This is a genomic window from Ruegeria sp. AH7, assembly GCF_056541325.1.
Genome location: NZ_JBQFYF010000005.1, coordinates 75,388 through 97,980, shown reverse-complemented (window position 1 = coordinate 97,980; position 22,593 = coordinate 75,388). Strand labels below are relative to the sequence as shown.

Genomic DNA, 22,593 nt, shown 5'->3' with positions numbered 1-22,593 from the left:
AATGACGATGTGGGTATTCGGGTATGGATCGCTGTTGTGGAATCCGGGGTTTCCCGTGGCCCGCAGCGAGCTTGCAACGCTGCACGGTTACGCGCGCTCATTTTGCATGAGCTCGATCCATCATCGTGGCACCGAAGAGCATCCGGGCCTTGTGTTGGCGCTGGATGAACAGGCTGAGGCCCATTGCAAAGGGCTGGCTCTGGCGGTTGAGGCCGGGCATGAAGACCGTACATTGCACGAGCTGCGCGAGCGCGAGTTGATCTCATCTGCATATTTCGAACGGATGCTGGATGTGCATCTGGACAAAGGAGAAGTCGTGAACGCCGTCACTTATGTGATCGATGCGCATCATGTGCAGTATTGCGGGGGGATGCCGCTGGAGGAGCAGGCCCAGATCATTGCCCACGCAATTGGCGGGCGGGGCCCGAACACCGAATATCTCTATAACACCACGGAACATTTGGCCGAGATCGGGCTGCATGACCCTGATCTTGAGTGGTTGTCGCAACGGGTGCGGAGCATTACCGCATAAACCCTTGGCGTCACCGGCGGAATTTCGCTATTTTCAAGTCAGAGCAGGCAAAATCGGGAACCACGCGCATGGCGCAGGCACATCAGGGCGCGAGACCCCATTTCTCGCATCCCATTCGTCAGATCGTGATGATGTTGATCGCAATCGGCCTGGCTGGGTTGGGTGTGTTTCTGGCGCTGCCTTATGTGCTGCCAGTCTTCTTTGCCAACCCGTATCTGAACGGCTTCATTCTGATGGTCTTCGTCATCGGTGTGATCGCGTGTTTCTATCAGGTCACTCAACTGATTGGGTCGGTCCGCTGGATCGAGGCATTCGTTGGCGGTGTTGTGCGTGAAGATGCCCGCACGCCGCAACTGCTGGCGCCTTTGGCCTCGTTGCTGCGCGAGCGCGGCGCTCGGTCTCAGATCAGTTCAACCTCGACCCGGTCCATTCTGGATTCGGTCGCGGAACGGGTGGAAGAAGAACGCGAAATCACGCGCTATATTACCAATGTCCTGATTTATTTGGGTCTGTTGGGAACCTTCTTCGGTCTGGCCACCACGGTCCCGGCCATCGTCGACACAATTCGCAGCCTGAACCCGCAAGAGGGTGAGGAAGGTCTGACTGTCTTTAACCGCCTGATGACCGGACTTGAGGCGCAGTTGCAAGGCATGGGTGTGGCGTTCGGATCCTCGTTGCTGGGCCTTGCCGGGTCGCTGATCGTGGGTCTGCTTGAGGTATTCGCAGGTCATGGGCAGAACCGGTTCTATCGCGAGCTTGAGGAATGGCTGTCATCGATCACCCGTGTGGGCTTTGCCTCGGGCGAAGATGGCGGCGCAGAAATCGCGGTACTGGCCCCGGTTCTGGACGCGATGTCCGAGCAGATGGATGCGCTGCAGGACCTGTTTTCCGCGCAGGAGCAAGACCGGGCGGAGGTATCGGGCAAGCTGGGTCAACTGGTCGGCGTGATCGGCGAGATGAACCAGCGTCAGACGGATAATGAGGGGATCACCGCCGCGTTGGAACGCGTTGCGCTTGGGCAGGATGCGCTGCTGGATCACATGCGCGAACATGGTGCAGGCGAAGGCATTGATGCCGAAAGCCGAATGCGCCTGCGGTCTATGGATGTGCAACTGCTGCGTATTCTCGAAGAGATTTCGGCAGGCCGTCAGGAAAGCATGAATGAGTTCCGCAAGGATATCGAATTGCTGGTCAAGGCGTTGACACTTCCTCGCGGTGCGGTGCGCGGCACCCACGAAGGAGAGTAACCCATGGCCCTCTCCCGTCGTACTGGACAGCGATTCCAGGGCTCGGTCTGGCCCGGTTTCGTGGATGCGATGACGGGTCTGTTGATGGTGCTGACCTTTGTGCTGACCATTTTCATGGTTGTGCAGTTCGTGCTGCGAGAAACGATCTCTGGGCAAGAAGATGAACTGACCGCACTCGCGGACGAAGTGGCTGCTCTGGCGGGTGCCTTGGGTCTGGAAGAGCGCGAAAACAGCCGTTTGCAAGCGCGGTTGGGGGCCTTAAACGCAACCCTGACACAGGCCGAGGAAGATCTGGCCCAAGCGCAGGGCCGCATCACCGATTTTGAAGCCCAGGTCGCGGCGCTGTTGGCCGATCAGGCCCGGGCGCAAGAGGATATTGCCGTATTGGAATCCCAGCGAGCGGAGCTGGTAGGCGAGCGGGATGCCTTGAACCAGGCCTTGGCTCAGAGTCGCGCGGAGATTGACGTGCAGGCCGAGGCCGCGCGACTTGCCGCCGCCCGCCGTGAAGCGCTCGAAGCATTGATTGCCGATCTGGAACAAACCGGTGAGGAGCGTGCTGCGCAGATCGCAAAGCTGGAACAACAACTGACTGAAGAAGAGGCCGCGCGCCTTGCTGAGGCCGCAGCAGCCGAGAACCTGCGCAACCGTTTGCAGGACGCCGATGCTGAGTTGACAGCCATGACCCTTGCGCTTGAAGCGCAGCGCAAAGAGGCTGAGGAAACCCTGACATTGCTGGCCGCAGCGAGGGCTGCGCGTGCGGAACTGGAACGTCAGTTTGGTGATCTGGACACCGAGGAGCTTAGGGCCCAGCTAGAAGCCGCTTTGGAGGCCCAAACCGAAGCGCAAGCAGACGCGGCAGAACAACGATCGCTGGTCGAACAACAAGCCGCCCTTCTTGATGTCGCGCGCGAGACGCTGTCGGCAGAGCAAGCGATTTCTGCCAAGGCACAGCGCGAGGCGGCCTTGCTGAATCAGCAGATCGCGGCCTTGCGTGGTCAGTTGGGATCATTGCAGGCGCTGTTGGATGACTATGAAGACCGCAATACGGCTGCTGAGATTCAGATTCAGACCCTCGGTCAAGACCTGAACGCAGCGTTGGCCCGGGCGGCCTCAGAGGAGCGCCGCCGCCGATTGCTGGAAGAGGCAGAGAGGATCCGGCTGGAGGCTGAGGCCGAGGAACTGACGGATCAGAACCAGGAGCTGACAGCGCAGGCAGAAGATCTGCAACGTTATCGGTCTGAGTTTTTTGGACGATTGCGCGACGTTCTGGGCAATCAGGAAGGCGTGCGGATCGAAGGCGACCGGTTCGTGTTCTCGTCCGAAGTATTATTCGACACAGGTTCAGCCGTATTGTCGCCGGAAGGTAGGCAAGAGGTGGCGAAAGTCGCTGCGATCCTGCGCACTGTGGCCGCAGAAATCCCTGAGGGTTTGAACTGGGTCATTCGGGTCGACGGGCATACTGACAACGTCCCGCTTGCCGGGTCCGGACGCTATCGCGACAATTGGGAGCTAAGCCAGGGCCGCGCGTTGTCGGTGGTCCGCTATATGGTCGACGCTTTGGGCATCCCGCCGAACCGTCTTGCGGCCAATGGGTTTGGAGAGTTCCAGCCGGTAAACCCAGACAATACGCCACAAGCGCGGGCACAGAACCGGCGGATCGAGCTGAAGCTGACCGAAAGATAGCTTCAGCCTGTCCAATGCGGGGCTTGGGGCTTCAACGTCTTCCGAATTTGAAGCTTTGGTCAGGTGTCCCTTTGAAACAGCGCGGAACCACCGGGTAATCCTCGGTTAGAAAGTAGGCATATGTCCCGTCAGGATACTCCGCAGATACCGTGAATGCGCCGTTGCATTGATCCAGCGTGCCATGGCCAGATGTATGAACGTAATCCTCGTTGAACGTACCGTCGTATCGTCCGCTTGGGCCGTTCCCGCCGGGGCGGTTGCCGGATTTCAAGCGATAAGATGGGGTCATTTCGGTCACGCGCCCGTTGACAACCCCCGTCATGGCGTAAATCGGAAACCCGTCTGCGGCGTATCCAATCAGGGGCGAATGCCGTTCAGGTGACCAGTTTATTAGCTCGATCAGGCCGGTTGGGATGCCGTGGTAGTGATACTTACCGTTCGGTTGAACATGCGCATAGTTGGCATCCAGACCTAAGGCGATCGCACCGCCTAGGGCATTGTACGACCAGCCCGAATTCGGATCCCCATGCCAGAATTCCGCAGCGAGCGGGTCGAACACAATGCCGTTCAATGAAACACCAAAATTCCACCCCATGCGCAGCGGTGTTACGTTTTCGGTGCTTCTGGGGTTGGCAGGAACGCTCAGCTTGACGTTCTGAGTTGAGACTTGGTGCGGGTTGCCGCGATTTGGAAACTGTCCCACCAGATGATCCGGGATACCGTTGGCCGACAGTTTGATGTTCGAGCCGGTCATATTTACTTTCGATCGGCTTTTGCCTGGGTCAACGGTTGCCGGAACCAAATCCAGTGGTCTGGTCTGTGTTTCGTCATGATAACGGAACCGATGCTGAGCTGTGGCAACAACCGCAACGGCTGAGATGGCAAACGCGGTGCTCCAGATAATGGCAATCTTGGTGGTCACACCGTTCTCCCTCGCTGATGTGTTATGGAATTGAAACGCAAGAGCGAGGTTTTTCCGTCGCCTGAGCTATCAGAGCTATATGAAATTATCTTTGTTCCACTCCCTAGCCGCAGAAAAAGCGCCCGACGACGGATGGTCATCGGGCGCTCAACTTCGTGGATAAATGTAGCCAGCCGTTAGTCAGCTGTCAGCAATGGCGGCTTGTCCCCCGGAATTCGCGGCTGATCGGGGCCGAGGATTTCAAGGTTAAGCTCACCTTTCTTAACCGACACGCGCACCACGCCACCCTTGGCCAATTTGCCAAACAGCAGCTCCTCGGCCAGAGGCTTCTTGATGTGCTCTTGGATCACGCGGCCAAGCGGGCGGGCGCCCATCTTGTCGTCGTATCCCTTGTCAGCCAGCCACTCTGCAGCCTTGGGTGTCAGATCGATGGTCACTCCGCGATCTAGCAATTGAGCTTCAAGCTGCAGCACGAATTTCTCGACCACTTGCAAGATGACCTCTTTCGGCAGCGGCGCGAAGGAGATCACGGCATCCAAACGGTTGCGGAATTCTGGTGTGAACATACGCTCGATCGCGGCGGTGTCCTCACCCTCGCGCCGGTCACGTCCAAAGCCGATGGCGGCCTTGGCCTGTTCCTGCGCGCCCGCATTAGAGGTCATGATCAGCACCACATTGCGGAAATTCACGGTCCGGCCATTGTGGTCGGTCAACTCGCCATGGTCCATGACCTGCAGCAGGATGTTGAACACATCCGGGTGCGCCTTTTCGATCTCGTCTAGCAGCAACACGCAATGCGGATGCTGGTCGACGCCATCGGTCAGCAGACCGCCCTGATCGAAGCCGACATAGCCCGGAGGGGCACCAATCAAACGGCTGACGGCGTGTTTCTCCATGTATTCCGACATATCGAAGCGCAGCAGCTCTACGCCCAGCGTATCGGCCAGCTGTTTTGCAACTTCGGTTTTACCCACACCGGTGGGACCAGCGAACAGGTAGTTGCCGATGGGCTTTTCAGGCTCACGTAGACCGGCGCGAGCCAATTTGATCGCGCTGGAAAGTGCTTCGATTGCCAAATTTTGCCCAAACACGACGCGTTTCAGCGAGGCTTCGAGATCTTTCAGAACCGCGGCATCATCCTTGGTGACATTCTTCGGCGGGATGCGCGCAATTTTGGCCACGACAGCCTCGATCTCTTTGACGCCAATGGTCTTGCGACGCTTGCTTTCGGCAACGAGATGCTGAGCAGCACCTGCTTCGTCAATCACGTCGATGGCCTTGTCAGGCAGTTTCCGGTCGTTGATATAGCGTGCTGCCAATTCAACCGCAGTCTTGATTGCATCTGCGGTATATTTGATGTCGTGATGCTCTTCGAAATACGGTTTCAGGCCACGCAGGATTTTCACGCTGTCTTCAACCGAAGGCTCGTTCACGTCGATCTTCTGGAACCGGCGGCTCAGCGCGCGGTCTTTTTCGAAGTGCTGACGGAATTCCTTGTAGGTGGTCGAGCCCATGGTGCGAAGCTTGCCGCCCTGCAACGCAGGTTTCAGCAGGTTGGACGCATCCATCGCGCCGCCAGAGGTCGCCCCGGCGCCGATGACTGTGTGAATCTCGTCAATAAACAGGACTGCGTCGGGATGATCTTCCAACTCGGTCACAACCGCTTTGAGGCGTTCCTCGAAATCGCCGCGATAGCGCGTCCCAGCAAGTAGGGCACCCATATCGAGCGAGTAGATAGTGGTTTCAGACAGCACATCGGGTGCCTCACCGCCCACGATCTTGTGGGCCAGGCCTTCGGCAATAGCGGTTTTGCCAACACCCGGATCGCCCACCAGGAGCGGGTTGTTCTTGCGACGACGGCACAGGACCTGGATGCAGCGTTCAACCTCATCCGAACGCCCGATCAGCGGATCCACATCGCCAGCCCGCGATTTGGAGTTCAGGTCGACGCAGTATTTCGCCAGAGCGCTTTCCTTCTGCTCGCCCTCACCAGCACTGGCCTGAACCTCTTCCTCGGCCTGATCCGCGCCCGAAACTGTACGGCTTTCGCCATAGGCAGGGTCCTTGGCAACACCATGCGCGATGAAGTTGACCGCGTCGTAACGGGTCATGTCCTGTTCCTGCAGGAAATAAGCTGCGTTGCTTTCGCGCTCAGCGAAGATGGCCACCAACACGTTGGCGCCTGTTACTTCGGTACGACCAGAGCTTTGGACGTGGATCGCGGCGCGCTGGATCACGCGCTGGAAAGCAGCCGTTGGAACGGCCTCTGATCCGTCGATATCGGTAACAAGGTTCGACAAATCTTCGTCGATAAACTCGACCAAAGTGCTACGCAGCTCATCCAGATCGACGCTACAGGCTTTCATGACGCGGATCGCGTCGGGTTCTTCCAGAAGCGCCAGAAGCAGATGCTCCAGTGTTGCAAACTCATGTCGCCGTTCATTCGCAGCCGCCAGGGCCGCGTGGATGGCTTGTTCTAATGTGCTCGAGAATGAAGGCACGCGGGTGCTCCTCTGTCTTGGGTCAGAAGGGGGCGGGCTGTCGGCCGGATCCCCATCCCAACCATGTCCTCATAGTATTAGAGTTTGGTTGATCGTGGCCCGGCTTCAAGGGTTTTCTTTCACTTGACAGTCACATTTGTTGTGACCGTGGCCGTGAAGAGGGGGAAATAGGCATCAGAACCGGTCTTTTCTAGCCCTGATTTCGGCAAAAACCAAAGCGGGATCAGCGCCAATCATGCCCAGATGCGCCTGAATCGCAGAATCTGCTGCGCGCAGAAACGGATTTGTTGCTTTTTCCAGCGCCAATGTTGAGGGCACTGTTGGTTGCCCCGCAGCCCTTGCTCGCTCAATATCCGCCACGCGTTGCAGCAAATCTGCGTTGTCAGGATCGACCGTGAGGGCGAATTTGGCGTTGGATTGTGTATACTCGTGGCCCGAGCAGACGATTGTTTCGTCGGGTAACGCCGCCAGCTTGTTGAGTGATGACCACATTTGTGCGGGCGTCCCCTCGAACAGGCGGCCACAACCCAAAGCCATCAGGCTATCTGCGGTGAAGACAGTTGCGCTGTCGGGCAGGTAAAATGCGATGTGACCTACCGTGTGCCCTGAGACGTCCAGCACCTCGACCGGTTCGCCACCCAGTTCGAAAATATCTCCTTCCGACACCTGTTGGTCCAGTGGTGGCAGACGATGGGCATCTGCGGCCGCACCAATTACTTTTGCTGAGTGCTTCTCTAGAATGCTCGGCAGGCCATCGACATGATCCCAGTGATGATGCGTCAGCAACACGTGGCTCAAAGTCCACCCACGTTGGTGCAGTTCGGCCAGAATCGGGCCGGGTTCTGGCGCGTCCACTAACGCGGTCTGGCCAGAGGCGGCATCATGCGCCAGAAAAGCGTAGTTATCTCTGAGACACGGGATAGTTACGATCTCAAGAGGCATGGTCTTTTGCCCTTTCGTTGCTAGACTGCGCCCAGCTAAGCCGATTGATCAGGTCACCGCAATGCATCTTGATGTGCAGGATCTCAGGAATTTTTACTACCGCAGCACTTTGGGGCGCGCGGCACAGGGCGCAATTCGCGGTCGCCTGCTGGACCTGTGGCCCGAGGCCAAGGGGCAAACGGTTGCCGGCTTTGGCTTTGCAGTGCCGCTCCTGCGGCCATACCTGAAGGATGCGCGTCGTGTGATCGGCCTGATGCCGGGGCCACAGGGGGTGATGCCGTGGCCCGCAGGGATGCCGAATGTTTCGGTTCTGACTGAAGAAACCATGTGGCCGATTGAGACCGGACATGTGGACAAGTTGGTGGTGATGCATGGGCTTGAGACATCAGAGCGGCCAAGTCAGTTACTTGAGGAATGCTGGCGTGTGCTTGGTCCAGGTGGCAGGGCCTTTTTTGTGGTGCCGAACCGGGCGGGTCTATGGTCTCGGTCGGATAAAACCCCGTTTGGATATGGGCGACCCTATTCTGCGACACAGCTGGAAAATCAGCTGAAGGCCCATCATTTCGTGCCCGAAAATCACTGTTCTGCCTTGTATCTGCTGCCCTCGTTTCGAAAGTACTGGCTGAAATCCAGCGGGCTGATTGAAAAAACCGGTCAGCGTTTGCCAACAATCATGGCGGGCGGCGTGCTGATGGTTGAGGTGAGCAAACACCTGCGCCCACCCAGTGGCAGCTTGACGAAAGATGCGGTGAGACGACCGATCAAAGCATCCGACGGATTGCTGAGACCGGCTTGACACAATGTCGTCGTTTTGAGGCGAATTCAGATGCAAATCCGCGGCAAATAGGCCGCAGGAATCGCAAAAATCTACAGTTTCGAAACATTTTTCAAACGGTCAGACAGGTTCAAAGCGTCGCACTTTTTCTAACTTGCTGAATTTAAACGTTTTGTGGATAAATTCATCGTCACTATATTATGTTGCTAGGTTGGTTCACCTCTGCTACATCCCCGGTGATTTTGATCCCCGCCCTTTAAGGACGGGGTTTCTTCACGCCCCCGGGGTGGCTGCGCGCGCGGTTTTCGGGGCCTAAAATATCGGAAGGGTGGACGTGTCCGAACCAGCTTCGATTTCCACAGGCATCGCCGAGCGCTATGCCACTGCGATCTTCGAGATCGCGAAAGAGAATAACGACCTTGAAGGTCTGGAAACCGGAATCAACGATCTGGCAGCAGCTTTGGGTGAAAGCGCCGATTTGCGCGATCTGATTGCTTCGCCGCTTGTTTCCCGCGCCGAGCAAGAGGGCGCGATTGCAGCAATCGCTTCAAAAATGGGTCTGAATACCCTTCTCAGCAATACGCTGGGCCTGATGGCACAAAAGCGCCGTCTGTTCGTGGTGCCTCAACTGGTGCAGGTTCTGCGCGAGATGCTGGCAGAAGAGCGTGGCGAAGTGACCGCCGATGTCGCCTCGGCCAAGGCGCTGACCAAGACACAACTGGAAAAACTGTCCAAAACGCTGTCCGAGCGTGTGGGCAAGACTGTGACAATAAATGCGACCGTTGATGAAAGCCTCATCGGCGGTCTTGTCGTTAAAGTGGGCTCGAAAATGATCGATAGTTCGATCCGTTCGAAGCTCAACTCCCTACAGAATGCAATGAAAGAGGTCGGATAAATGGGAATCCAAGCTGCAGAGATTTCTGCAATCCTGAAGGACCAGATCAAGAATTTTGGTCAGGAAGCCGAAGTGGCCGAGATCGGCCGCGTGCTGAGCGTCGGTGACGGGATTGCCCGTGTATACGGCCTGGACAACGTGCAAGCCGGTGAGATGGTCGAATTCCCCGGTGGCATCATGGGCATGGCCCTGAACCTGGAAAGCGACAACGTGGGTGTTGTTATCTTCGGTTCTGACCGTGACATCAAAGAAGGTGACACTGTTAAACGCACCAACTCGATCGTGGACGTTCCGATCGGGGATGAGCTGCTGGGCCGTGTTGTTGACGGTCTGGGCAACCCGCTGGACGGCAAAGGCCCGATCAACGCCTCGAAGCGTGGCGTTGCAGACGTTAAAGCCCCAGGCATCATCCCGCGTAAATCGGTGCACGAGCCGATGGCAACTGGCCTGAAATCGGTCGACGCGATGATCCCGATTGGCCGTGGCCAGCGGGAACTGATCATTGGTGACCGTCAGACCGGTAAAACCGCTGTGGCTCTGGACACCATCCTGAACCAGAAGGTCTACAACGAAGCCGCTGGCGACGACGAGTCGAAGAAACTGTACTGCGTGTATGTTGCGGTTGGTCAGAAGCGTTCGACCGTTGCGCAGCTGGTGAAGAAGCTGGAAGAATCCGGCGCGATTGAATACTCGATCGTTGTGGCCGCGACCGCGTCCGATCCGGCGCCGATGCAGTTCCTGGCGCCATACGCCGCAACTGCCATGGCCGAGTACTTCCGCGACAATGGCCGCCACGCTCTGATCATCTATGATGACCTGTCGAAACAGGCTGTGTCCTATCGTCAGATGTCGCTGCTGCTGCGCCGTCCGCCCGGACGTGAAGCCTATCCTGGCGACGTTTTCTACCTACACTCCCGTCTGCTGGAACGTTCGGCGAAGCTGAACGAAGATTTCGGCGCAGGCTCGCTGACCGCTCTGCCGGTTATCGAAACGCAGGGTGGTGACGTTTCGGCGTTTATTCCGACCAACGTGATCTCGATCACCGACGGTCAGATCTTCCTTGAGACCGAACTGTTCTACCAGGGCATCCGTCCTGCTGTGAACACCGGTCTGTCAGTTTCGCGTGTAGGCTCGTCGGCTCAGACCGATGCGATGAAATCGGTTGCTGGCCCGGTTAAGCTGGAACTGGCTCAATACCGCGAAATGGCGGCCTTTGCGCAGTTTGGTTCGGACCTCGACGCCGCAACCCAGCAGCTGCTGAATCGTGGTGCGCGTCTGACCGAGCTGATGAAACAGCCGCAGTACTCGCCGCTGACCAACGCGGAAATCGTCTGCGTCATCTTCGCAGGCACCAACGGTTACCTCGACAAGATCGACGTCTCGGATGTTGGCCGCTACGAGGCCGGTCTGCTGGCGCACCTGCGTGGCAAGCATGCTGACCTGCTGAAGTGGATCACCGACGAAGATCCGAAGGTCAAAGGTGAAGCGTCCGACAAGATCAAGGCAGCGATCGACGAATACGCCGCAACCTTCGCTTGATAGGAGGTTCCGATGCCTAGTCTGAAGGACCTTAAAAACAGGATCGAGTCGGTCAAATCGACCCGTAAGATCACCAAGGCCATGCAGATGGTCGCGGCAGCAAAACTGCGCCGAGCCCAGGAATCTGCCGAAGCCTCGCGCCCCTATGCCGAGCGGTTCAATGCCGTTATGGCGGGGCTGGCGGCGTCGGTCGGGGGCAGCGACAGCGCCCCCAAGCTGCTCCGGGGTACGGGCAGTGATGATGTCCATCTGCTGGTTGTGATGACAGCTGAACGCGGCCTGTGTGGCGGCTTCAATTCGAACATTGCCAAGCTGGCCCGCCAAAAGGCGGACGAGCTGCGCGGCCAGGGCAAGACGGTCAAAGTTTTGACCGTCGGCAAAAAAGGCCGCGACGCGCTCAAGCGTGATTTTAGCGATCTGTTCGTTGGGCATGTCGACCTGAGCGAGGTCAAGCGCATTGGCTACACCAACGCGCAAGACATCGCCAAGGACGTCCTGTCCCGCTTTGACGGGGGTGAGTTCGATGTTGCCACGATCTTCTATTCGAAGTTCGTCAACGTTGTGACCCAGATCCCGACGGCGCAGCAGGTCATTCCCGCCTCGTTCGAGGACGATGCGGCGGGTGACGATAGCGGTGCCATTTTCGACTACGAGCCCAGCGAAGAGGCCATTCTTGCCGACCTGCTGCCCAAGGGGGTTGCAACCGCGATCTTCTCGGCTCTGCTCGAAAACGGAGCGTCCGAACAGGGTGCACGGATGTCCGCGATGGACAACGCGACACGCAACGCGGGTGAGATGATCGACAAGCTGACGATCCAGTTCAACCGCTCGCGTCAGGCCGTGATCACCAACGAGCTGATTGAAATTATTTCCGGCGCCGAAGCGCTGTAGAGACAAACCGGAGACGAAACATGGCGAATGCAAAAGGCAAAGTCACACAGATCATCGGGGCCGTCGTTGACGTGCAGTTCGATGATGCGCTGCCTGAAATTCTGAACGCGCTGGAAACCACCAACAACGGCAAGCGCCTGGTGTTGGAAGTTGCTCAGCACCTGGGTGAAAACACAGTCCGTACCATTGCGATGGACGCGACCGAAGGTCTTGTTCGCGGCGAAGCCGTGACCGACACCGGCGCTCCGATCTCGGTTCCTGTTGGCAACGCCACCTTGGGCCGCATCCTGAACGTGGTCGGCGAGCCGATCGACGAAAAAGGCCCGGTTGAGGCAAGCGAAGCCCGAGCAATCCACCAGCCTGCACCGACTTTTGCAGAACAGTCGACCGAGTCGGAAGTTCTGGTCACAGGCATCAAGGTTGTGGACCTGCTGGCCCCTTACGCCAAAGGCGGTAAAATCGGCCTGTTCGGCGGTGCCGGCGTTGGCAAGACCGTTCTGATCATGGAACTGATCAACAACATCGCAAAAGTGCACTCGGGCTTCTCGGTGTTCGCGGGTGTTGGTGAACGGACCCGTGAAGGCAATGACCTGTATCACGAGATGATCGAATCCAACGTGATCAAGCCCGACAACCTGTCGGAATCGCAGGTTGCCCTGGTTTACGGTCAGATGAACGAACCTCCGGGTGCGCGTGCCCGTGTTGCTCTGACAGGTCTGACCCTGGCCGAGCAGTTCCGCGACCAGTCCGGTACCGACGTTCTGTTCTTCGTCGACAACATCTTCCGCTTTACACAGGCGGGCTCAGAGGTTTCGGCTCTGCTGGGTCGTATTCCTTCGGCGGTGGGCTACCAGCCGACGCTGGCGACCGATATGGGCGCCCTGCAGGAACGCATCACCTCGACGAAGTCGGGCTCGATCACATCCGTGCAGGCGATCTACGTGCCTGCGGATGACCTTACCGACCCCGCGCCGGCAACATCTTTTGCTCACTTGGATGCGACCACCGTTCTGAACCGTGCGATCTCGGAAAAGGGTATCTACCCGGCTGTTGACCCGCTCGACTCGTCGTCGCGTCTGCTGGACCCGGCCATCGTTGGTGAAGAGCACTACGCGGTTGCAACCGACGTTCAGCAGATCCTCCAGCGCTACAAGTCGCTGCAGGACATCATCGCCATCCTCGGCATGGACGAACTGTCGGAAGAAGACAAACTGACCGTGGCCCGTGCCCGTAAGATCGAGCGCTTCCTGTCGCAGCCGTTCGACGTTGCCGAAGTCTTCACCGGTTCGCCGGGCGTTCAGGTTCCTCTGGACGTGACCATCGCATCGTTCAAAGCTGTTGTGGCTGGCGAATACGATCACCTGCCCGAGGCAGCCTTCCTGATGGTTGGCGGCATCGACGAAGTAATCGCCAAAGCGGAAAAGATGGCCGCAGAAGCCGCCTAAGGAGTATCCCTGATGGCAAACACGATGCAATTCGACCTCGTCAGCCCCGAGCGGAGCCTTGCTTCGCTTGAGGCCAGCGCGGTCCAGATTCCCGGCGCGGACGGGGACATGACGGCGATGCCTGATCATGCCCCCACCATCACCACGCTGCGCCCCGGTCTGCTGAAGGTCGAGGCACCCGAAGGGTCCAGCGAATACCTAGTCACCGGTGGGTTTGCCCAGATCAACGGCGACAGCTTGTCGGTTCTGGCCGAAAAGGCCATCCCGGTCTCGGAAGTGACCCGGTCGCATCTGGATGAGATGATCGAAGAGGCGCGCGCCTCGCACGAGGCCGCCAAGGCCGGTGACGATCAGACCATCGTCGACGATGCCGCCAAGCTGCTGGCCGATATGGAAGCCCTTGGAACGCATATGAGCCTATAACAGGTTCAACAGCGCAACACTTGAACGGCCTCGCTTTTGCGGGGCCGTTTTTTGTCGTGCTTTCGCCAAAAAGGCAGAGTAGGTTTCTGGAATTCAAGAACAATGATGACAGAATGAAGAAATTTCTAACCCATCCCATCGGCATCGATCAGGGCGAAGAGGTGCTGTTTTCCGAGTTCGCCGAAGGGGGCGACATGTGGACGGGCGAGGGCCCGCGCGAACGCCGATCTGCGATCCGGTTCACCGAAGCCTTCCGCACCGCGCCAGTGGTTCAGGTCGGAATATCGCTCTGGGATGTAGATACATCGTCCGCATTGCGCGCCGAAGTCAAAGCTGTGGATGTGACGCCCGAGGGGTTTACTGCGGTGTTCCGCACTTGGTCTGATACCCGGATCGCACGCATTCGGGTGAGTTGGACAGCCTTCGGTGAGGTGGCGCATCCAGATGATTGGCACATTTCGTAGAGACTACGGTGCCTAACCGTCCTCTGCCTCAATCATATCCACGCGGGTCGCATGTCGGCCGCCTTCAAATTCAGCACCCAGAAACGCATCCACGATATCCAGTGCCGTACCTTCGCCTACGACGCGGGCGCCGATGGAGAGCATGTTGGCATCGTTGTGCTGGCGGATCATGCGGGCCGAAAAGGTATCGGAACACACGCCACAACGAATGCCCGGTACTTTATTGGCCGCCATCATGATGCCCTGGCCGGTGCCACAAAGGATGATGCCCAGCTGACAATCGCCCGATGCCACGGCCTGAGCAGCAGCCTTGCCGTGTTTGGGGTAGTGCGTGCTTTCCGGCGTCGTCGGACCGATATCCAAAACATCCCAGCCTTGCGCCGAGATATGGGCTGCAACCGCCTGTCGCAGATCGATTGCGGCATGGTCGCTGGAAAGGACGATACGTCTGATTGCGGTCATCTCACCGATATCCTGTTCAATATGGGTCGAACGATGGGTCTGCGCCCACCCTCGAACTCAGTCCATGTGATAGAGCGACTCGTAGATTGGCGTCAGCGTCTTGTCCTCAAACAGCGACGACACGCTGGTGCCGTTCCAGATATTCAGAATGGCCTGCGTAAAGATCGGTGCAGTCGGTACGACGCGGATGTTCGGGGCTTTCGCAACTTCGGGCGTCGGCTGGATGGTATCTGTCAGCACGAGCGACTTCATGACCGAGTTCGTCACACGCTCGACCGCCGGGCCGCTCATGACGCCATGTGTGATGTAGGAATGGACCTCTTTGGCACCATTGTCCAACAGCACCTGCGCTGCTTTACAGAGCGTTCCGGCGGTGTCGCACATGTCGTCTACTATCAGACAGATCTTGTCCTTCACGTCCCCGATCACGGTCATTTCTGCGACTTCACCGGCTTTTTCGCGGCGCTTATCCACGATCGATAGCGGCGCGTTGATCCGTTTGGCCAGTTCCCGCGCGCGGGCCACACCGCCGACATCGGGTGAGACCACCATGATCTCGTCTAGATTGTTCTTGAACTGGGTTTTCACATCCAACGCAAAAATCGGCGAGGCATAGAGGTTGTCGACCGGGATATCAAAGAACCCCTGAATCTGGGCGGCGTGCAGATCCATGGTCAAAACACGTTCGATCCCGGCGCCGGTCAGCATGTTTGCCACCAGTTTGGCGCTGATCGGCGTGCGCGCTTTAGTGCGTCGATCCTGGCGGGCATAGCCGAAATACGGGATCACTGCGGTGATGCGCTGAGCAGAGGACCGGCGCAGCGCGTCGGCGATAATCAGTAGCTCCATCAGGTTGTCGTTCGCCGGGTTCGAGGTCGGTTGGATAATGAACATATCCTCACCGCGTACGTTCTCAAAAACTTCGACGAAAATCTCGCCATCATTGAACCGTTCTACCCGCGCATCGACCAGTCCCTGGTCAACACCGCGATGCAAGCTCATGCGGCGTGCGATGGTTTCGGCAAGCGGAAGATTGGCGTTCCCAGCGATAAGCTTGGGTTCGTGAAGTGTCGGCATCGGCTGAGGTCCCCGGGCAGCTTTGGCAATGTGACAGATTCGTGATGTTGACACCGCTTAGCATGGGTCTACCGTCCCGCAAAGGTAACGCAGCGGAGAAAGTGAACATGACCCAGATTGACTACTATTTTGCGACAATTTCGCCCTATAGCTACCTTGCCGGCACCCGACTGGAGGAGGTCGCAGCGAAGCATGGAGCGACGATTAACTACAAACCGCTGGATATCATGGCCCTGTTCGCACGCACCGGGGGTATTCCGCCGAAAGACAGGCATATCTCTCGCATCGAATACCGCGCGCAAGAGCTGCTGCGGCAGTCCAGAAATCTGGGTATGGATTTCAATCTGCAACCGGCGCATTGGCCTACCAATATGGCACCGTCGTCCTATGCGGTGATCGCGGCGATCAAGGATGAATCAGGCGATGTAGGTAAGCTGTGCCATTCGCTGTTGCGCGCTTGCTGGGCTGAAGAAAGGGATGTGGCACAAGATGATGTGATCCGGTCCTGCCTGTCTGATGCCGGGTTTGACCCGGATCTGGCCAATAGTGGGCTTTTGGTTGGGGCGGAAACCTATGCCGCCAATCTGGAAGAGGCCGTAGACCGAGGCGTGTTCGGTGCGCCGTTCTACATCACGCCAGATGATCAAAGGTTCTGGGGGCAAGACCGATTGGACGACCTCGACCGGCATCTGGCTGAACTGAAAGGGTGACATTTCCTTCCGAACCACAGCCCTCGACCTATGTCAGACGAATAGGGGAGGGCCCGCGAAAACTGTTTGCCCTTCATTGCACCATCGCGCATTCTGGCGCGTGGTCCGGATTGGCCGCAGCGCTAAGCCCAAAGGTCTGCACTACTGCGCCGGATATGCTGTCACATGGTTGTAGTCCGGATTGGGACGGGCAGGATGATTATTTCGACCTGGTCAGCCGATTGTCTGCTGCAGAGTTGCCTGAACCCATGGATATGATCGGTCATTCGTTCGGGGCCATGATCGCGCTTCGGCTGGCAATTGAACATCCCGAACGCGTTCGCAGTTTGGTTCTGATTGAACCGGTTTTCTTTGCCATTGCAAAACAGGACGCGCACGCTGCTTTTGAACAACATGAGCGGGATGCGTCACCCATTGCTGCGGCCTTTGCCGCAGGCGACAAGACTTTGGCGGCGCGGCTGTTCAACCGAATGTGGAGCACACAGAACAGCCCCAAATGGGCTGATCTACCGGAACGTACACGGGCCAGTATGGTGCGAGGTATTGATTCAGTCCCCGCTGTTCATGCGGCGCTTTATGATGACGCGTTTGGGTTGCTCGCCCCTGAAACCCTAAAGCGCGCCTCAATGCCAATCCTGCTGTTGAGCGGGTCCGAAAGTCATCCGGTGATGCCAGCCATTTGCAATGGGCTAAAACAGCGCTTGCCCGATGCAACCCACACCAAAGTGTTGGGCGCAGGGCATATGCTGCCGATTTCACATCCGGTCGAAACAGCGGCGCTGCTTGATGAGTTTTGGGAAAGTCGAAGCCCGCTCAAAGCAGATTGAGAAAGCGATCGATATCCTCAGCCCCGATCGACCAGGCGCAGACCAGTCGGCAGGCGAGCAACTCGCTCTCATCTTCACCGTCCAGCGTATCACCCCAGAGGTGATAGGCGGCACCCGCCTCGTGTAACTGCTTGTGCTGTGCGCGTGAGAATGAGGCAAAGATCATATTGGCCTGCGGTTCATGCAGAAACTCGGCCCCTTTTTCACGCAGACCATCGGCCAGCCGGGCTGCGTTTGCATTTGCCTGTCGCGCCAGTTTCAGCCACAGGTCATCATCCAGATAGGCCGCCATCTGGGCGGACAGGTAGCGGTGTTTGGAAAACAGATGCGCCCCGCGTTTGCGGCGCAACTCAAACTCCCATGCCTTGCTTTCGTCAAAGAATACAACGGCTTCGACACCCAAAAGCCCGTTCTTGGTGCCGCCAAAACTGACCGCATCTACGCCAGCTTTCCATGTCATCTCGGCGGGCGAACAGTTCAAAGCAACCAAAGCGTTGGAGAAACGTGCGCCGTCCAGATGCACAGGCAGCTCGAATTCCTTGGCCACGGCGCAGAGCGCTTGCAACTCTTCCAGCGTATAGACCGATCCGCGTTCAGTCACCTGCGTGATCGACACGGGCCCGCGCTGCGGGCCGTGAACGCCGCGTGTTTCCTCTCCAAGGATCGAACCCCGCAACGCTTCGGGCGCCATCTTGTCACCGCCCGGAACAAGCGTCAGCTTGGCTCCGCTGTAGAATTCGGGCGCGTTGCACTCATCCTCGTGAATGTGGGCAACTGGCGAACAAAAGATCGTCTCCCACGGGTTGGACAAGGTGGCCAGAGCCAGCGAATTCGCCGCCGTCCCGGTTGCCACCAGGTAGACCGCAGCGTTCGGAGACTCGAAGATTTCGCGAATGCGTGCGCGAACCTCATCCATCATCGTGTCCGCCCCATAGGCCATCTGATAGCCCTGATTGGCTTCAGCCAGTTTGGCCAGAACATTGGGATGGACCGGGCCGGAATTGTCAGAGGCAAAGAACATTAGGTTGGCTCCTCAATAATGTGGTCTTCCCACTCTTCCATGGGGGTTTCAAACTCGGAAACGGTGCGCCCCTGAACGGAAACGCCCGCCGCGTGCACGCTGTCCGGCGTGCCGGATATCAGAGGGTGCCAATCGTACAACCGCTTGCCTTCCCAGAGCAGACGATAGGCGCAGGTTTGCGGCAACCAATAGGCGTGATCGTCGATATTGTCGGGCGTCATGACGATACATTCGGGCACAAATTGATGTCGGATATCATATTGCGTGCACCGGCAGCTTTTATCATCCAGCAATCGGCAAGCAACGCAGGTCAGGGCAACCTCGCCACTGTCCTCGTCTTCCAGCTTGTTCAGGCAACATTTGCCGCAGCCGTCGCACAAAGCTTCCCACTCGCGCTGGTTCATCTTGCGCAGGGGTTTGCGTTCCCAGAATCGGGCAGGCAAGCCTGTGCGTTCAATCGGGTCTGTGCTCATAGGCTGCCCAAAATGCTGCGCGCCTTTTCGCAATCCGCATCCATTTGCACGATAAGGGCGTCCAGCCCGTCAAAGGTCAGTTCCGGGCGCAGGAAGTCAATCAAACCCACCGACAGAGTCGCCCCGTAGAGATCGCCTGAAAAGTCGAAAAGGAAGGTTTCAATATTGGGCACTTCACCGTTGAACATGGGCCGCACCCCAACTGACGCCGCGCCGTGATAGCTGCCCTGATGCGGGCCATCCAGCACATCGACCAATACGGCATAGACACCGAATTTTGGTGGGTGCAGCCCTTCGATGGACATATTGGCGGTGGGAAAACCCAACTCGCGCCCGCGCTGCTCACCCCCGATCACTTCACCTTCGATCCGGTGCCAGTGGCCGAGCATGGTGGCAGCGTCCCGCGGGTGGCCTTCGCTGAGTGCTGTGCGGATCGCGGTCGAGGATACCACGTTGTCGGAGCGCTCCATCAGCGGTGCGATGGTCACGCCAAATCCCATATCCTGCCCAAAGCGGACCAGATCGTCTGCCGTTCCGCTGCGCCCTTTGCCAAAGCAGAAATCGGCGCCGACAACGACATGCGACAGGCCGAGGCCATCGCAGATCACATTGCGGGCAAACTCTTCGGGTGACAGACCAGCGAGTGCAGCGTTGAAGGGCAGTTCATACAGTTTTTCCACGCCCATCTTTTCCAGCCGGTGCGCCCGCGCATTCCCGCGCATCAACCGAAAGGGCTGTGTGTCGGGGGCAAAATACTCACGCGGATGTGGCTCGAACGTCAAAACACCCAGCGGCGCATCAGGGGCCGCGTTGCGGGCCAGCGCGATGACGGACTGATGCCCAAGGTGCACGCCATCAAAATTCCCGATCGCCACGCTCGCGCCGCGATCTTTTTGCTCAACAAACTGGAAGTCTCGGATGATCTGCATGCGAAGTGGGTACTGTTCATCCCAGCTATGTTCAAGCACCTCATCCGAGTGATTGGGAAATTCCCGGCTGCAATGCTACCGACCTTTCCACTCAGGCAGAAAGCCCAAGCGTTTTTAATCTCGCGCGAACGCAATCGGCGATTGATCGGGATCGGTTTAACTCTGATCAGTCGAATTTACGCGACGGGGCCAGCACCATGGCTTCGCCGATCAGAACCTTCTTCCCATCGACCGAGCAATGACAATCCAGTTTGACGCGGCGCTTGGAGAATTCGATGTCGATCACTTTGACCTCGGCATAGACCATATCGCCGGGACGCACCGGGGCCAGGAACTTCAGCGACTGGCCCATGTAAACTGTGCCATGGCCCGGCAGTTGTTCGCCAATCACGGCCGAGATCAGACCCGCTGTTAGCATCCCATGTGCAATACGGCCCTCAAAGATCGTATCGCGCGCATAGTCATCATCCAGATGCACCGGGTTCCGGTCGGTGGACACCTGGGCAAACATCTCGATATCTTCGTCTGTCACCACTTTGCGCAAGTAACGGGTCATGCCCATTTCGATGTCTTCGATACAGATCGTTCCGCGCGGAAGATTGTCCAACATGTTGCCCTCACTCGACATCGATCGTGAAACAAAAATCCACTGATCGCCCTAGAATGGCAACTTTATTACTTCGCAACTGCAGAAAATCAAGCCCAAAATTTCTATCTCAAACGCCCAATCGTGTAGGTTGGGTTGATCTTTTCTTTTTGAATATAGCCAGTTAGGGATTCTTCGTGCGGATGATGTGTTGTTTTTGTTTCAGCTGCGGCCAAACCGCCCGAGATAAACAGCGTATCGATTCCCTCACCCATACCACCCAGAATGTCGGTGTGGGGGCCATCACCAATGGCCAGGATGTCCCCATCCGGGATGTCTGCGCCCAGTTCTTGTAGCCTGCGACGGGCCAAATCGTAGATCGGGGGATGAGGTTTGCCGAAATAGAGGCTTTCGCCTCCCATCTCAGTATACAGCTTCGCCAGAGCCCCGGCGCACCACTCGCGTACCTCGCCCCGATCGACCACGATATCCGGGTTTGCGCATAGCAGTTTCATCCCCATTTGCTTGGCATACAGGAAATCCGCGCGGTTCACATCCGGGTCCGCCATGGGATCAAAGGGCCCGCAACATACGATCCCTTCAGCCTGATCCAGCGGCACACGGTCGATATGGATCGGGTGATCCAGCAGCTTCAGTGGCTCGAAAAAACCAGCGTCGCGCTCCCATTCCCCCATGAAATAGACCTTGTGCCCAACGACGCCGCGGAACATTGCAGACCGGGCGGAATCTCCGCTGGTCGCGATGGTGTCATAAGCATCGGCTGGCACATTGAACTGCGCCAATTGCGAGGCCACTCCGGCCCGTGGTTTGGGCGAGTTGGTCACCAGAACAACCAAACCGCCCGCCGCACGATAGGATTGCAATGCAGCCACCGCTTCGGGAAACGCCGTAATACCGTTGTGGACGCATCCCCAGAGGTCAACAAACAGCGCTTTGTAACGGTCCGAAATCTCGGTCAGCGAGGAGATGATCTGGGTCATTGGCTTTCTTTCAGCGTTGGGGCGCGGGTGGCCTAGGCTATGGCAGACGGAAACAGGTTTTGCCAGAGGGGGCTCTGCCCCCGCCGCCCTTTGGACGGCTCCCCTGGGATATTTCGGGCCAGATGAAGCAGGGATCTTTTATTCATCTGGCTCTAAATATCCCGGAGCGCGAGGCAGAGCCTCGCAAAAAGAAGAAAGGCGCCCGGATGGGCGCCTTGGTCTGTTAGGTGGTCTGCGATCAAACTTTCAGATTTGGGATGATCTGTTTCTTACGGCTCATGACCCCGGGCAGGACCACGGTGTCTGCATCAACGGTAGCCTCAAAGCTCTTTTCGGCAACGCTTTTGACCAGATCGTTGGGCACCAGCAAAGTGGCTTCTTCGTTCAGGATATCAACGACGAACAACAGCACCTGATCGACGCCGTCTTCCTTGGCGACATCTACCATCGAAGCGGCCAGGCTGTCTTTGCGGTCCAGCACAACTCCGGGCGCTGTTGTTTCCAGAACCGAGACGCGAAACTTGGTACCGTCAACTTCGTATTCCTTGCTATCCATGCGGATCAACTCGGCGTCCGAGAAAGACGAAACATCCGATTTTGCTGCGAACATATCGGCCGCATAGGCCGAGACATCCAAGCCCAGTTCCGCTGCCAGTTTCTCGGCCACGGCGCGGTCATGCGCAGTGGTAGTGGGTGAGCGGAACTCCAGCGTGTCCGACAGGATGCAGGTCAGCGCGGCACCTTTGACGGCGTCTGGCATCTTGGCCGCGTCGCCCCCGATCAGGTCGACCATGATCGTCGCGGTACACGCAAGCGGGCGCACGGTGATGTCAATCGGGCCTTTGGTTTCCAGCCCGCCAACCAGCTTATGGTGGTCGATGATGGCGCGGATATCGGCGTTGTTGACGCTTGCGGGCAGTTCGGCGGGGTTGTTGGTGTCGACGATGACAACTGGTGCGTCTGTCTCCACGTCCGAGATGATGCGCGGTTTGGGCAGGTCCCAACGCTGCAGCATAAAGGCAGCCTCGGTGTTGGGTTCGCCCAGCAAGACGGGCTCGGCCTGTTCGCCTTTGATTTCGTTCAAATACCAGGACCATAGGATCGGTGAGCCTGTGGAATCGGTGTCCGGAGATTTGTGGCCAAATACAAGGGTTGTCATGACAGTATCCTGAGGATTGTAATTTTGCGCGCCTTATAGGTTGGTCCAAACCAATTGTCACCAAGAGCTTCGCGCATGCGACGGTTCGT

At 57.7% G+C, this 22,593-nt stretch carries 23 protein-coding genes; 12 read left to right on the top strand and 11 right to left on the bottom strand.

All coding sequences use genetic code 11. From position 1 onward, the window contains the following. Position 1: 1 nt before the first annotated feature. The 3 genes from ACR0JX_RS12985 (at position 2) to ACR0JX_RS12975 (ending at position 3,462) form a co-directional block, all read left to right on the top strand. Positions 2-532 (top strand): gamma-glutamylcyclotransferase, encoded by a 531-nt coding sequence (locus ACR0JX_RS12985; RefSeq protein ID WP_480544224.1) that lies wholly within the window; start codon positions 2-4, stop codon positions 530-532. A gap of 68 nt (positions 533-600) precedes the next feature. Next, positions 601-1,779 (top strand): biopolymer transporter ExbB, encoded by a 1,179-nt coding sequence (locus ACR0JX_RS12980; RefSeq protein ID WP_353010384.1) that lies wholly within the window; start codon positions 601-603, stop codon positions 1,777-1,779. Between the two features lie 3 nt (positions 1,780-1,782). Next, positions 1,783-3,462 (top strand): peptidoglycan -binding protein, encoded by a 1,680-nt coding sequence (locus ACR0JX_RS12975; RefSeq protein ID WP_480544223.1) that lies wholly within the window; start codon positions 1,783-1,785, stop codon positions 3,460-3,462. A gap of 31 nt (positions 3,463-3,493) precedes the next feature. Here the strand turns inward: ACR0JX_RS12975 and ACR0JX_RS12970 are convergent, their stop codons facing one another. The 3 genes from ACR0JX_RS12970 to gloB form a co-directional block, all read right to left on the bottom strand. Beyond that, entirely contained in the window at positions 3,494-4,384 is an 891-nt protein-coding gene (locus ACR0JX_RS12970; RefSeq protein WP_480544222.1) for a YHYH protein, read from the bottom strand. A 176-nt stretch (positions 4,385-4,560) separates the two neighbouring features. Then, positions 4,561-6,885, bottom strand: a complete 2,325-nt coding sequence (gene clpA / locus ACR0JX_RS12965; protein ID WP_480544221.1) for an ATP-dependent Clp protease ATP-binding subunit ClpA — start codon at positions 6,883-6,885, stop codon at positions 4,561-4,563. A gap of 174 nt (positions 6,886-7,059) precedes the next feature. Then, positions 7,060-7,827 carry a hydroxyacylglutathione hydrolase gene (gene gloB, locus ACR0JX_RS12960; RefSeq protein WP_480544220.1) on the bottom strand — a complete coding sequence of 256 codons (768 nt, stop codon included), beginning with the start codon at positions 7,825-7,827 and terminating at the stop codon, positions 7,060-7,062. Positions 7,828-7,888: 61 nt separating this feature from the next. Here gloB and ACR0JX_RS12955 point away from each other — a divergent pair, with 61 nt between their 5' ends. The 7 genes from ACR0JX_RS12955 to ACR0JX_RS12925 all read left to right on the top strand — a co-directional run bounded on the left by ACR0JX_RS12955 (position 7,889) and on the right by ACR0JX_RS12925 (position 14,259). Beyond that, positions 7,889-8,623 (top strand): class I SAM-dependent methyltransferase, encoded by a 735-nt coding sequence (locus tag ACR0JX_RS12955; protein WP_480544219.1) that lies wholly within the window; start codon positions 7,889-7,891, stop codon positions 8,621-8,623. A gap of 313 nt (positions 8,624-8,936) precedes the next feature. Next, positions 8,937-9,497 carry a F0F1 ATP synthase subunit delta gene (locus ACR0JX_RS12950; RefSeq protein WP_480544218.1) on the top strand — a complete coding sequence of 187 codons (561 nt, stop codon included), beginning with the start codon at positions 8,937-8,939 and terminating at the stop codon, positions 9,495-9,497. Then, entirely contained in the window at positions 9,498-11,036 is a 1,539-nt protein-coding gene (atpA, locus tag ACR0JX_RS12945) for a F0F1 ATP synthase subunit alpha (protein WP_170536205.1), read from the top strand. Between the two features lie 12 nt (positions 11,037-11,048). Then, on the top strand, positions 11,049-11,927 hold the full coding sequence (locus tag ACR0JX_RS12940) for a F0F1 ATP synthase subunit gamma (RefSeq protein ID WP_480544217.1): 879 nt from the start codon (positions 11,049-11,051) through the stop codon (positions 11,925-11,927). Positions 11,928-11,947: 20 nt separating this feature from the next. Next, on the top strand, positions 11,948-13,372 hold the full coding sequence (atpD, locus tag ACR0JX_RS12935; protein WP_170536211.1) for a F0F1 ATP synthase subunit beta: 1,425 nt from the start codon (positions 11,948-11,950) through the stop codon (positions 13,370-13,372). A 12-nt stretch (positions 13,373-13,384) separates the two neighbouring features. Continuing rightward, complete coding sequence (locus tag ACR0JX_RS12930; RefSeq protein WP_353010399.1) at positions 13,385-13,795, top strand: F0F1 ATP synthase subunit epsilon; 411 nt, start codon at positions 13,385-13,387, stop codon at positions 13,793-13,795. Positions 13,796-13,908: 113 nt separating this feature from the next. Further along, a complete protein-coding gene (locus ACR0JX_RS12925) occupies positions 13,909-14,259 on the top strand; it encodes an H-type lectin domain-containing protein (RefSeq protein WP_480544216.1) in 351 nt (116 codons plus the stop codon). Between the two features lie 12 nt (positions 14,260-14,271). Here ACR0JX_RS12925 and rpiB read toward each other — a convergent pair whose 3' ends face one another. Further along, positions 14,272-14,721, bottom strand: coding sequence for a ribose 5-phosphate isomerase B (rpiB, locus tag ACR0JX_RS12920; protein WP_480544215.1), 450 nt, complete (start codon positions 14,719-14,721; stop codon positions 14,272-14,274). Positions 14,722-14,778: 57 nt separating this feature from the next. Then, positions 14,779-15,798, bottom strand: a complete 1,020-nt coding sequence (locus ACR0JX_RS12915; protein WP_353010405.1) for a ribose-phosphate pyrophosphokinase — start codon at positions 15,796-15,798, stop codon at positions 14,779-14,781. A gap of 107 nt (positions 15,799-15,905) precedes the next feature. Between ACR0JX_RS12915 and ACR0JX_RS12910 the strand changes: the two genes are divergently transcribed. Next, positions 15,906-16,508 carry a DsbA family protein gene (locus tag ACR0JX_RS12910; RefSeq protein WP_480544214.1) on the top strand — a complete coding sequence of 201 codons (603 nt, stop codon included), beginning with the start codon at positions 15,906-15,908 and terminating at the stop codon, positions 16,506-16,508. Continuing rightward, positions 16,505-17,335 carry an alpha/beta fold hydrolase gene (locus ACR0JX_RS12905; protein ID WP_480544213.1) on the top strand — a complete coding sequence of 277 codons (831 nt, stop codon included), beginning with the start codon at positions 16,505-16,507 and terminating at the stop codon, positions 17,333-17,335. Before ACR0JX_RS12910 ends, ACR0JX_RS12905 begins: the two co-directional genes overlap by 4 nt. Here the strand turns inward: ACR0JX_RS12905 and ACR0JX_RS12900 are convergent. The 6 genes from ACR0JX_RS12900 to ACR0JX_RS12875 form a co-directional block, all read right to left on the bottom strand. After that, a complete protein-coding gene (locus ACR0JX_RS12900) occupies positions 17,322-18,356 on the bottom strand; it encodes a threonine aldolase family protein (RefSeq protein ID WP_480544212.1) in 1,035 nt (344 codons plus the stop codon). The two genes, ACR0JX_RS12905 and ACR0JX_RS12900, sit on opposite strands and share 14 nt — an antisense overlap. After that, on the bottom strand, positions 18,356-18,829 hold the full coding sequence (locus ACR0JX_RS12895; protein WP_480544211.1) for a YcgN family cysteine cluster protein: 474 nt from the start codon (positions 18,827-18,829) through the stop codon (positions 18,356-18,358). Before ACR0JX_RS12895 ends, ACR0JX_RS12900 begins: the two co-directional genes overlap by 1 nt. Further along, on the bottom strand, positions 18,826-19,758 hold the full coding sequence (locus tag ACR0JX_RS12890; RefSeq protein WP_480544210.1) for a bifunctional riboflavin kinase/FAD synthetase: 933 nt from the start codon (positions 19,756-19,758) through the stop codon (positions 18,826-18,828). The genes ACR0JX_RS12895 and ACR0JX_RS12890 overlap by 4 nt, the downstream gene beginning before the upstream one ends. Before the next feature lie 166 nt (positions 19,759-19,924). Next, positions 19,925-20,368: a MaoC family dehydratase gene (locus tag ACR0JX_RS12885; protein WP_170536235.1), complete on the bottom strand. Its 444-nt coding sequence runs from the start codon at positions 20,366-20,368 to the stop codon at positions 19,925-19,927. A 101-nt stretch (positions 20,369-20,469) separates the two neighbouring features. Continuing rightward, positions 20,470-21,345: a TIGR01459 family HAD-type hydrolase gene (locus ACR0JX_RS12880; protein ID WP_480499661.1), complete on the bottom strand. Its 876-nt coding sequence runs from the start codon at positions 21,343-21,345 to the stop codon at positions 20,470-20,472. Positions 21,346-21,583: 238 nt separating this feature from the next. Further along, a complete protein-coding gene (locus tag ACR0JX_RS12875; protein ID WP_480544209.1) occupies positions 21,584-22,504 on the bottom strand; it encodes a manganese-dependent inorganic pyrophosphatase in 921 nt (306 codons plus the stop codon). Between the last annotated feature and the right edge of the window lie 89 nt (positions 22,505-22,593).

Excerpts from the sequence above, each read along its gene's own strand:
- ACR0JX_RS12985 (WP_480544224.1), top strand. The coding sequence starts at position 2 with ATGACGATGTGGGTATTCGGGTATGGATCGCTGTTGTGGAATCCGGGG.
- ACR0JX_RS12980 (WP_353010384.1), top strand. The coding sequence starts at position 601 with ATGGCGCAGGCACATCAGGGCGCGAGACCCCATTTCTCGCATCCCATT.
- ACR0JX_RS12975 (WP_480544223.1), top strand. The coding sequence starts at position 1,783 with ATGGCCCTCTCCCGTCGTACTGGACAGCGATTCCAGGGCTCGGTCTGG.
- gloB (WP_480544220.1), bottom strand. The coding sequence starts at position 7,827 with ATGCCTCTTGAGATCGTAACTATCCCGTGTCTCAGAGATAACTACGCT.
- ACR0JX_RS12955 (WP_480544219.1), top strand. The coding sequence starts at position 7,889 with ATGCATCTTGATGTGCAGGATCTCAGGAATTTTTACTACCGCAGCACT.
- atpA (WP_170536205.1), top strand. The coding sequence starts at position 9,498 with ATGGGAATCCAAGCTGCAGAGATTTCTGCAATCCTGAAGGACCAGATC.
- ACR0JX_RS12940 (WP_480544217.1), top strand. The coding sequence starts at position 11,049 with ATGCCTAGTCTGAAGGACCTTAAAAACAGGATCGAGTCGGTCAAATCG.
- atpD (WP_170536211.1), top strand. The coding sequence starts at position 11,948 with ATGGCGAATGCAAAAGGCAAAGTCACACAGATCATCGGGGCCGTCGTT.
- ACR0JX_RS12930 (WP_353010399.1), top strand. The coding sequence starts at position 13,385 with ATGGCAAACACGATGCAATTCGACCTCGTCAGCCCCGAGCGGAGCCTT.
- ACR0JX_RS12925 (WP_480544216.1), top strand. The coding sequence starts at position 13,909 with ATGAAGAAATTTCTAACCCATCCCATCGGCATCGATCAGGGCGAAGAG.
- rpiB (WP_480544215.1), bottom strand. The coding sequence starts at position 14,721 with ATGACCGCAATCAGACGTATCGTCCTTTCCAGCGACCATGCCGCAATC.
- ACR0JX_RS12915 (WP_353010405.1), bottom strand. The coding sequence starts at position 15,798 with ATGCCGACACTTCACGAACCCAAGCTTATCGCTGGGAACGCCAATCTT.
- ACR0JX_RS12910 (WP_480544214.1), top strand. The coding sequence starts at position 15,906 with ATGACCCAGATTGACTACTATTTTGCGACAATTTCGCCCTATAGCTAC.
- ACR0JX_RS12900 (WP_480544212.1), bottom strand. The coding sequence starts at position 18,356 with ATGTTCTTTGCCTCTGACAATTCCGGCCCGGTCCATCCCAATGTTCTG.
- ACR0JX_RS12895 (WP_480544211.1), bottom strand. The coding sequence starts at position 18,829 with ATGAGCACAGACCCGATTGAACGCACAGGCTTGCCTGCCCGATTCTGG.
- ACR0JX_RS12890 (WP_480544210.1), bottom strand. The coding sequence starts at position 19,758 with ATGCAGATCATCCGAGACTTCCAGTTTGTTGAGCAAAAAGATCGCGGC.
- ACR0JX_RS12885 (WP_170536235.1), bottom strand. The coding sequence starts at position 20,368 with ATGTTGGACAATCTTCCGCGCGGAACGATCTGTATCGAAGACATCGAA.
- ACR0JX_RS12880 (WP_480499661.1), bottom strand. The coding sequence starts at position 21,345 with ATGACCCAGATCATCTCCTCGCTGACCGAGATTTCGGACCGTTACAAA.
- ACR0JX_RS12875 (WP_480544209.1), bottom strand. The coding sequence starts at position 22,504 with ATGACAACCCTTGTATTTGGCCACAAATCTCCGGACACCGATTCCACA.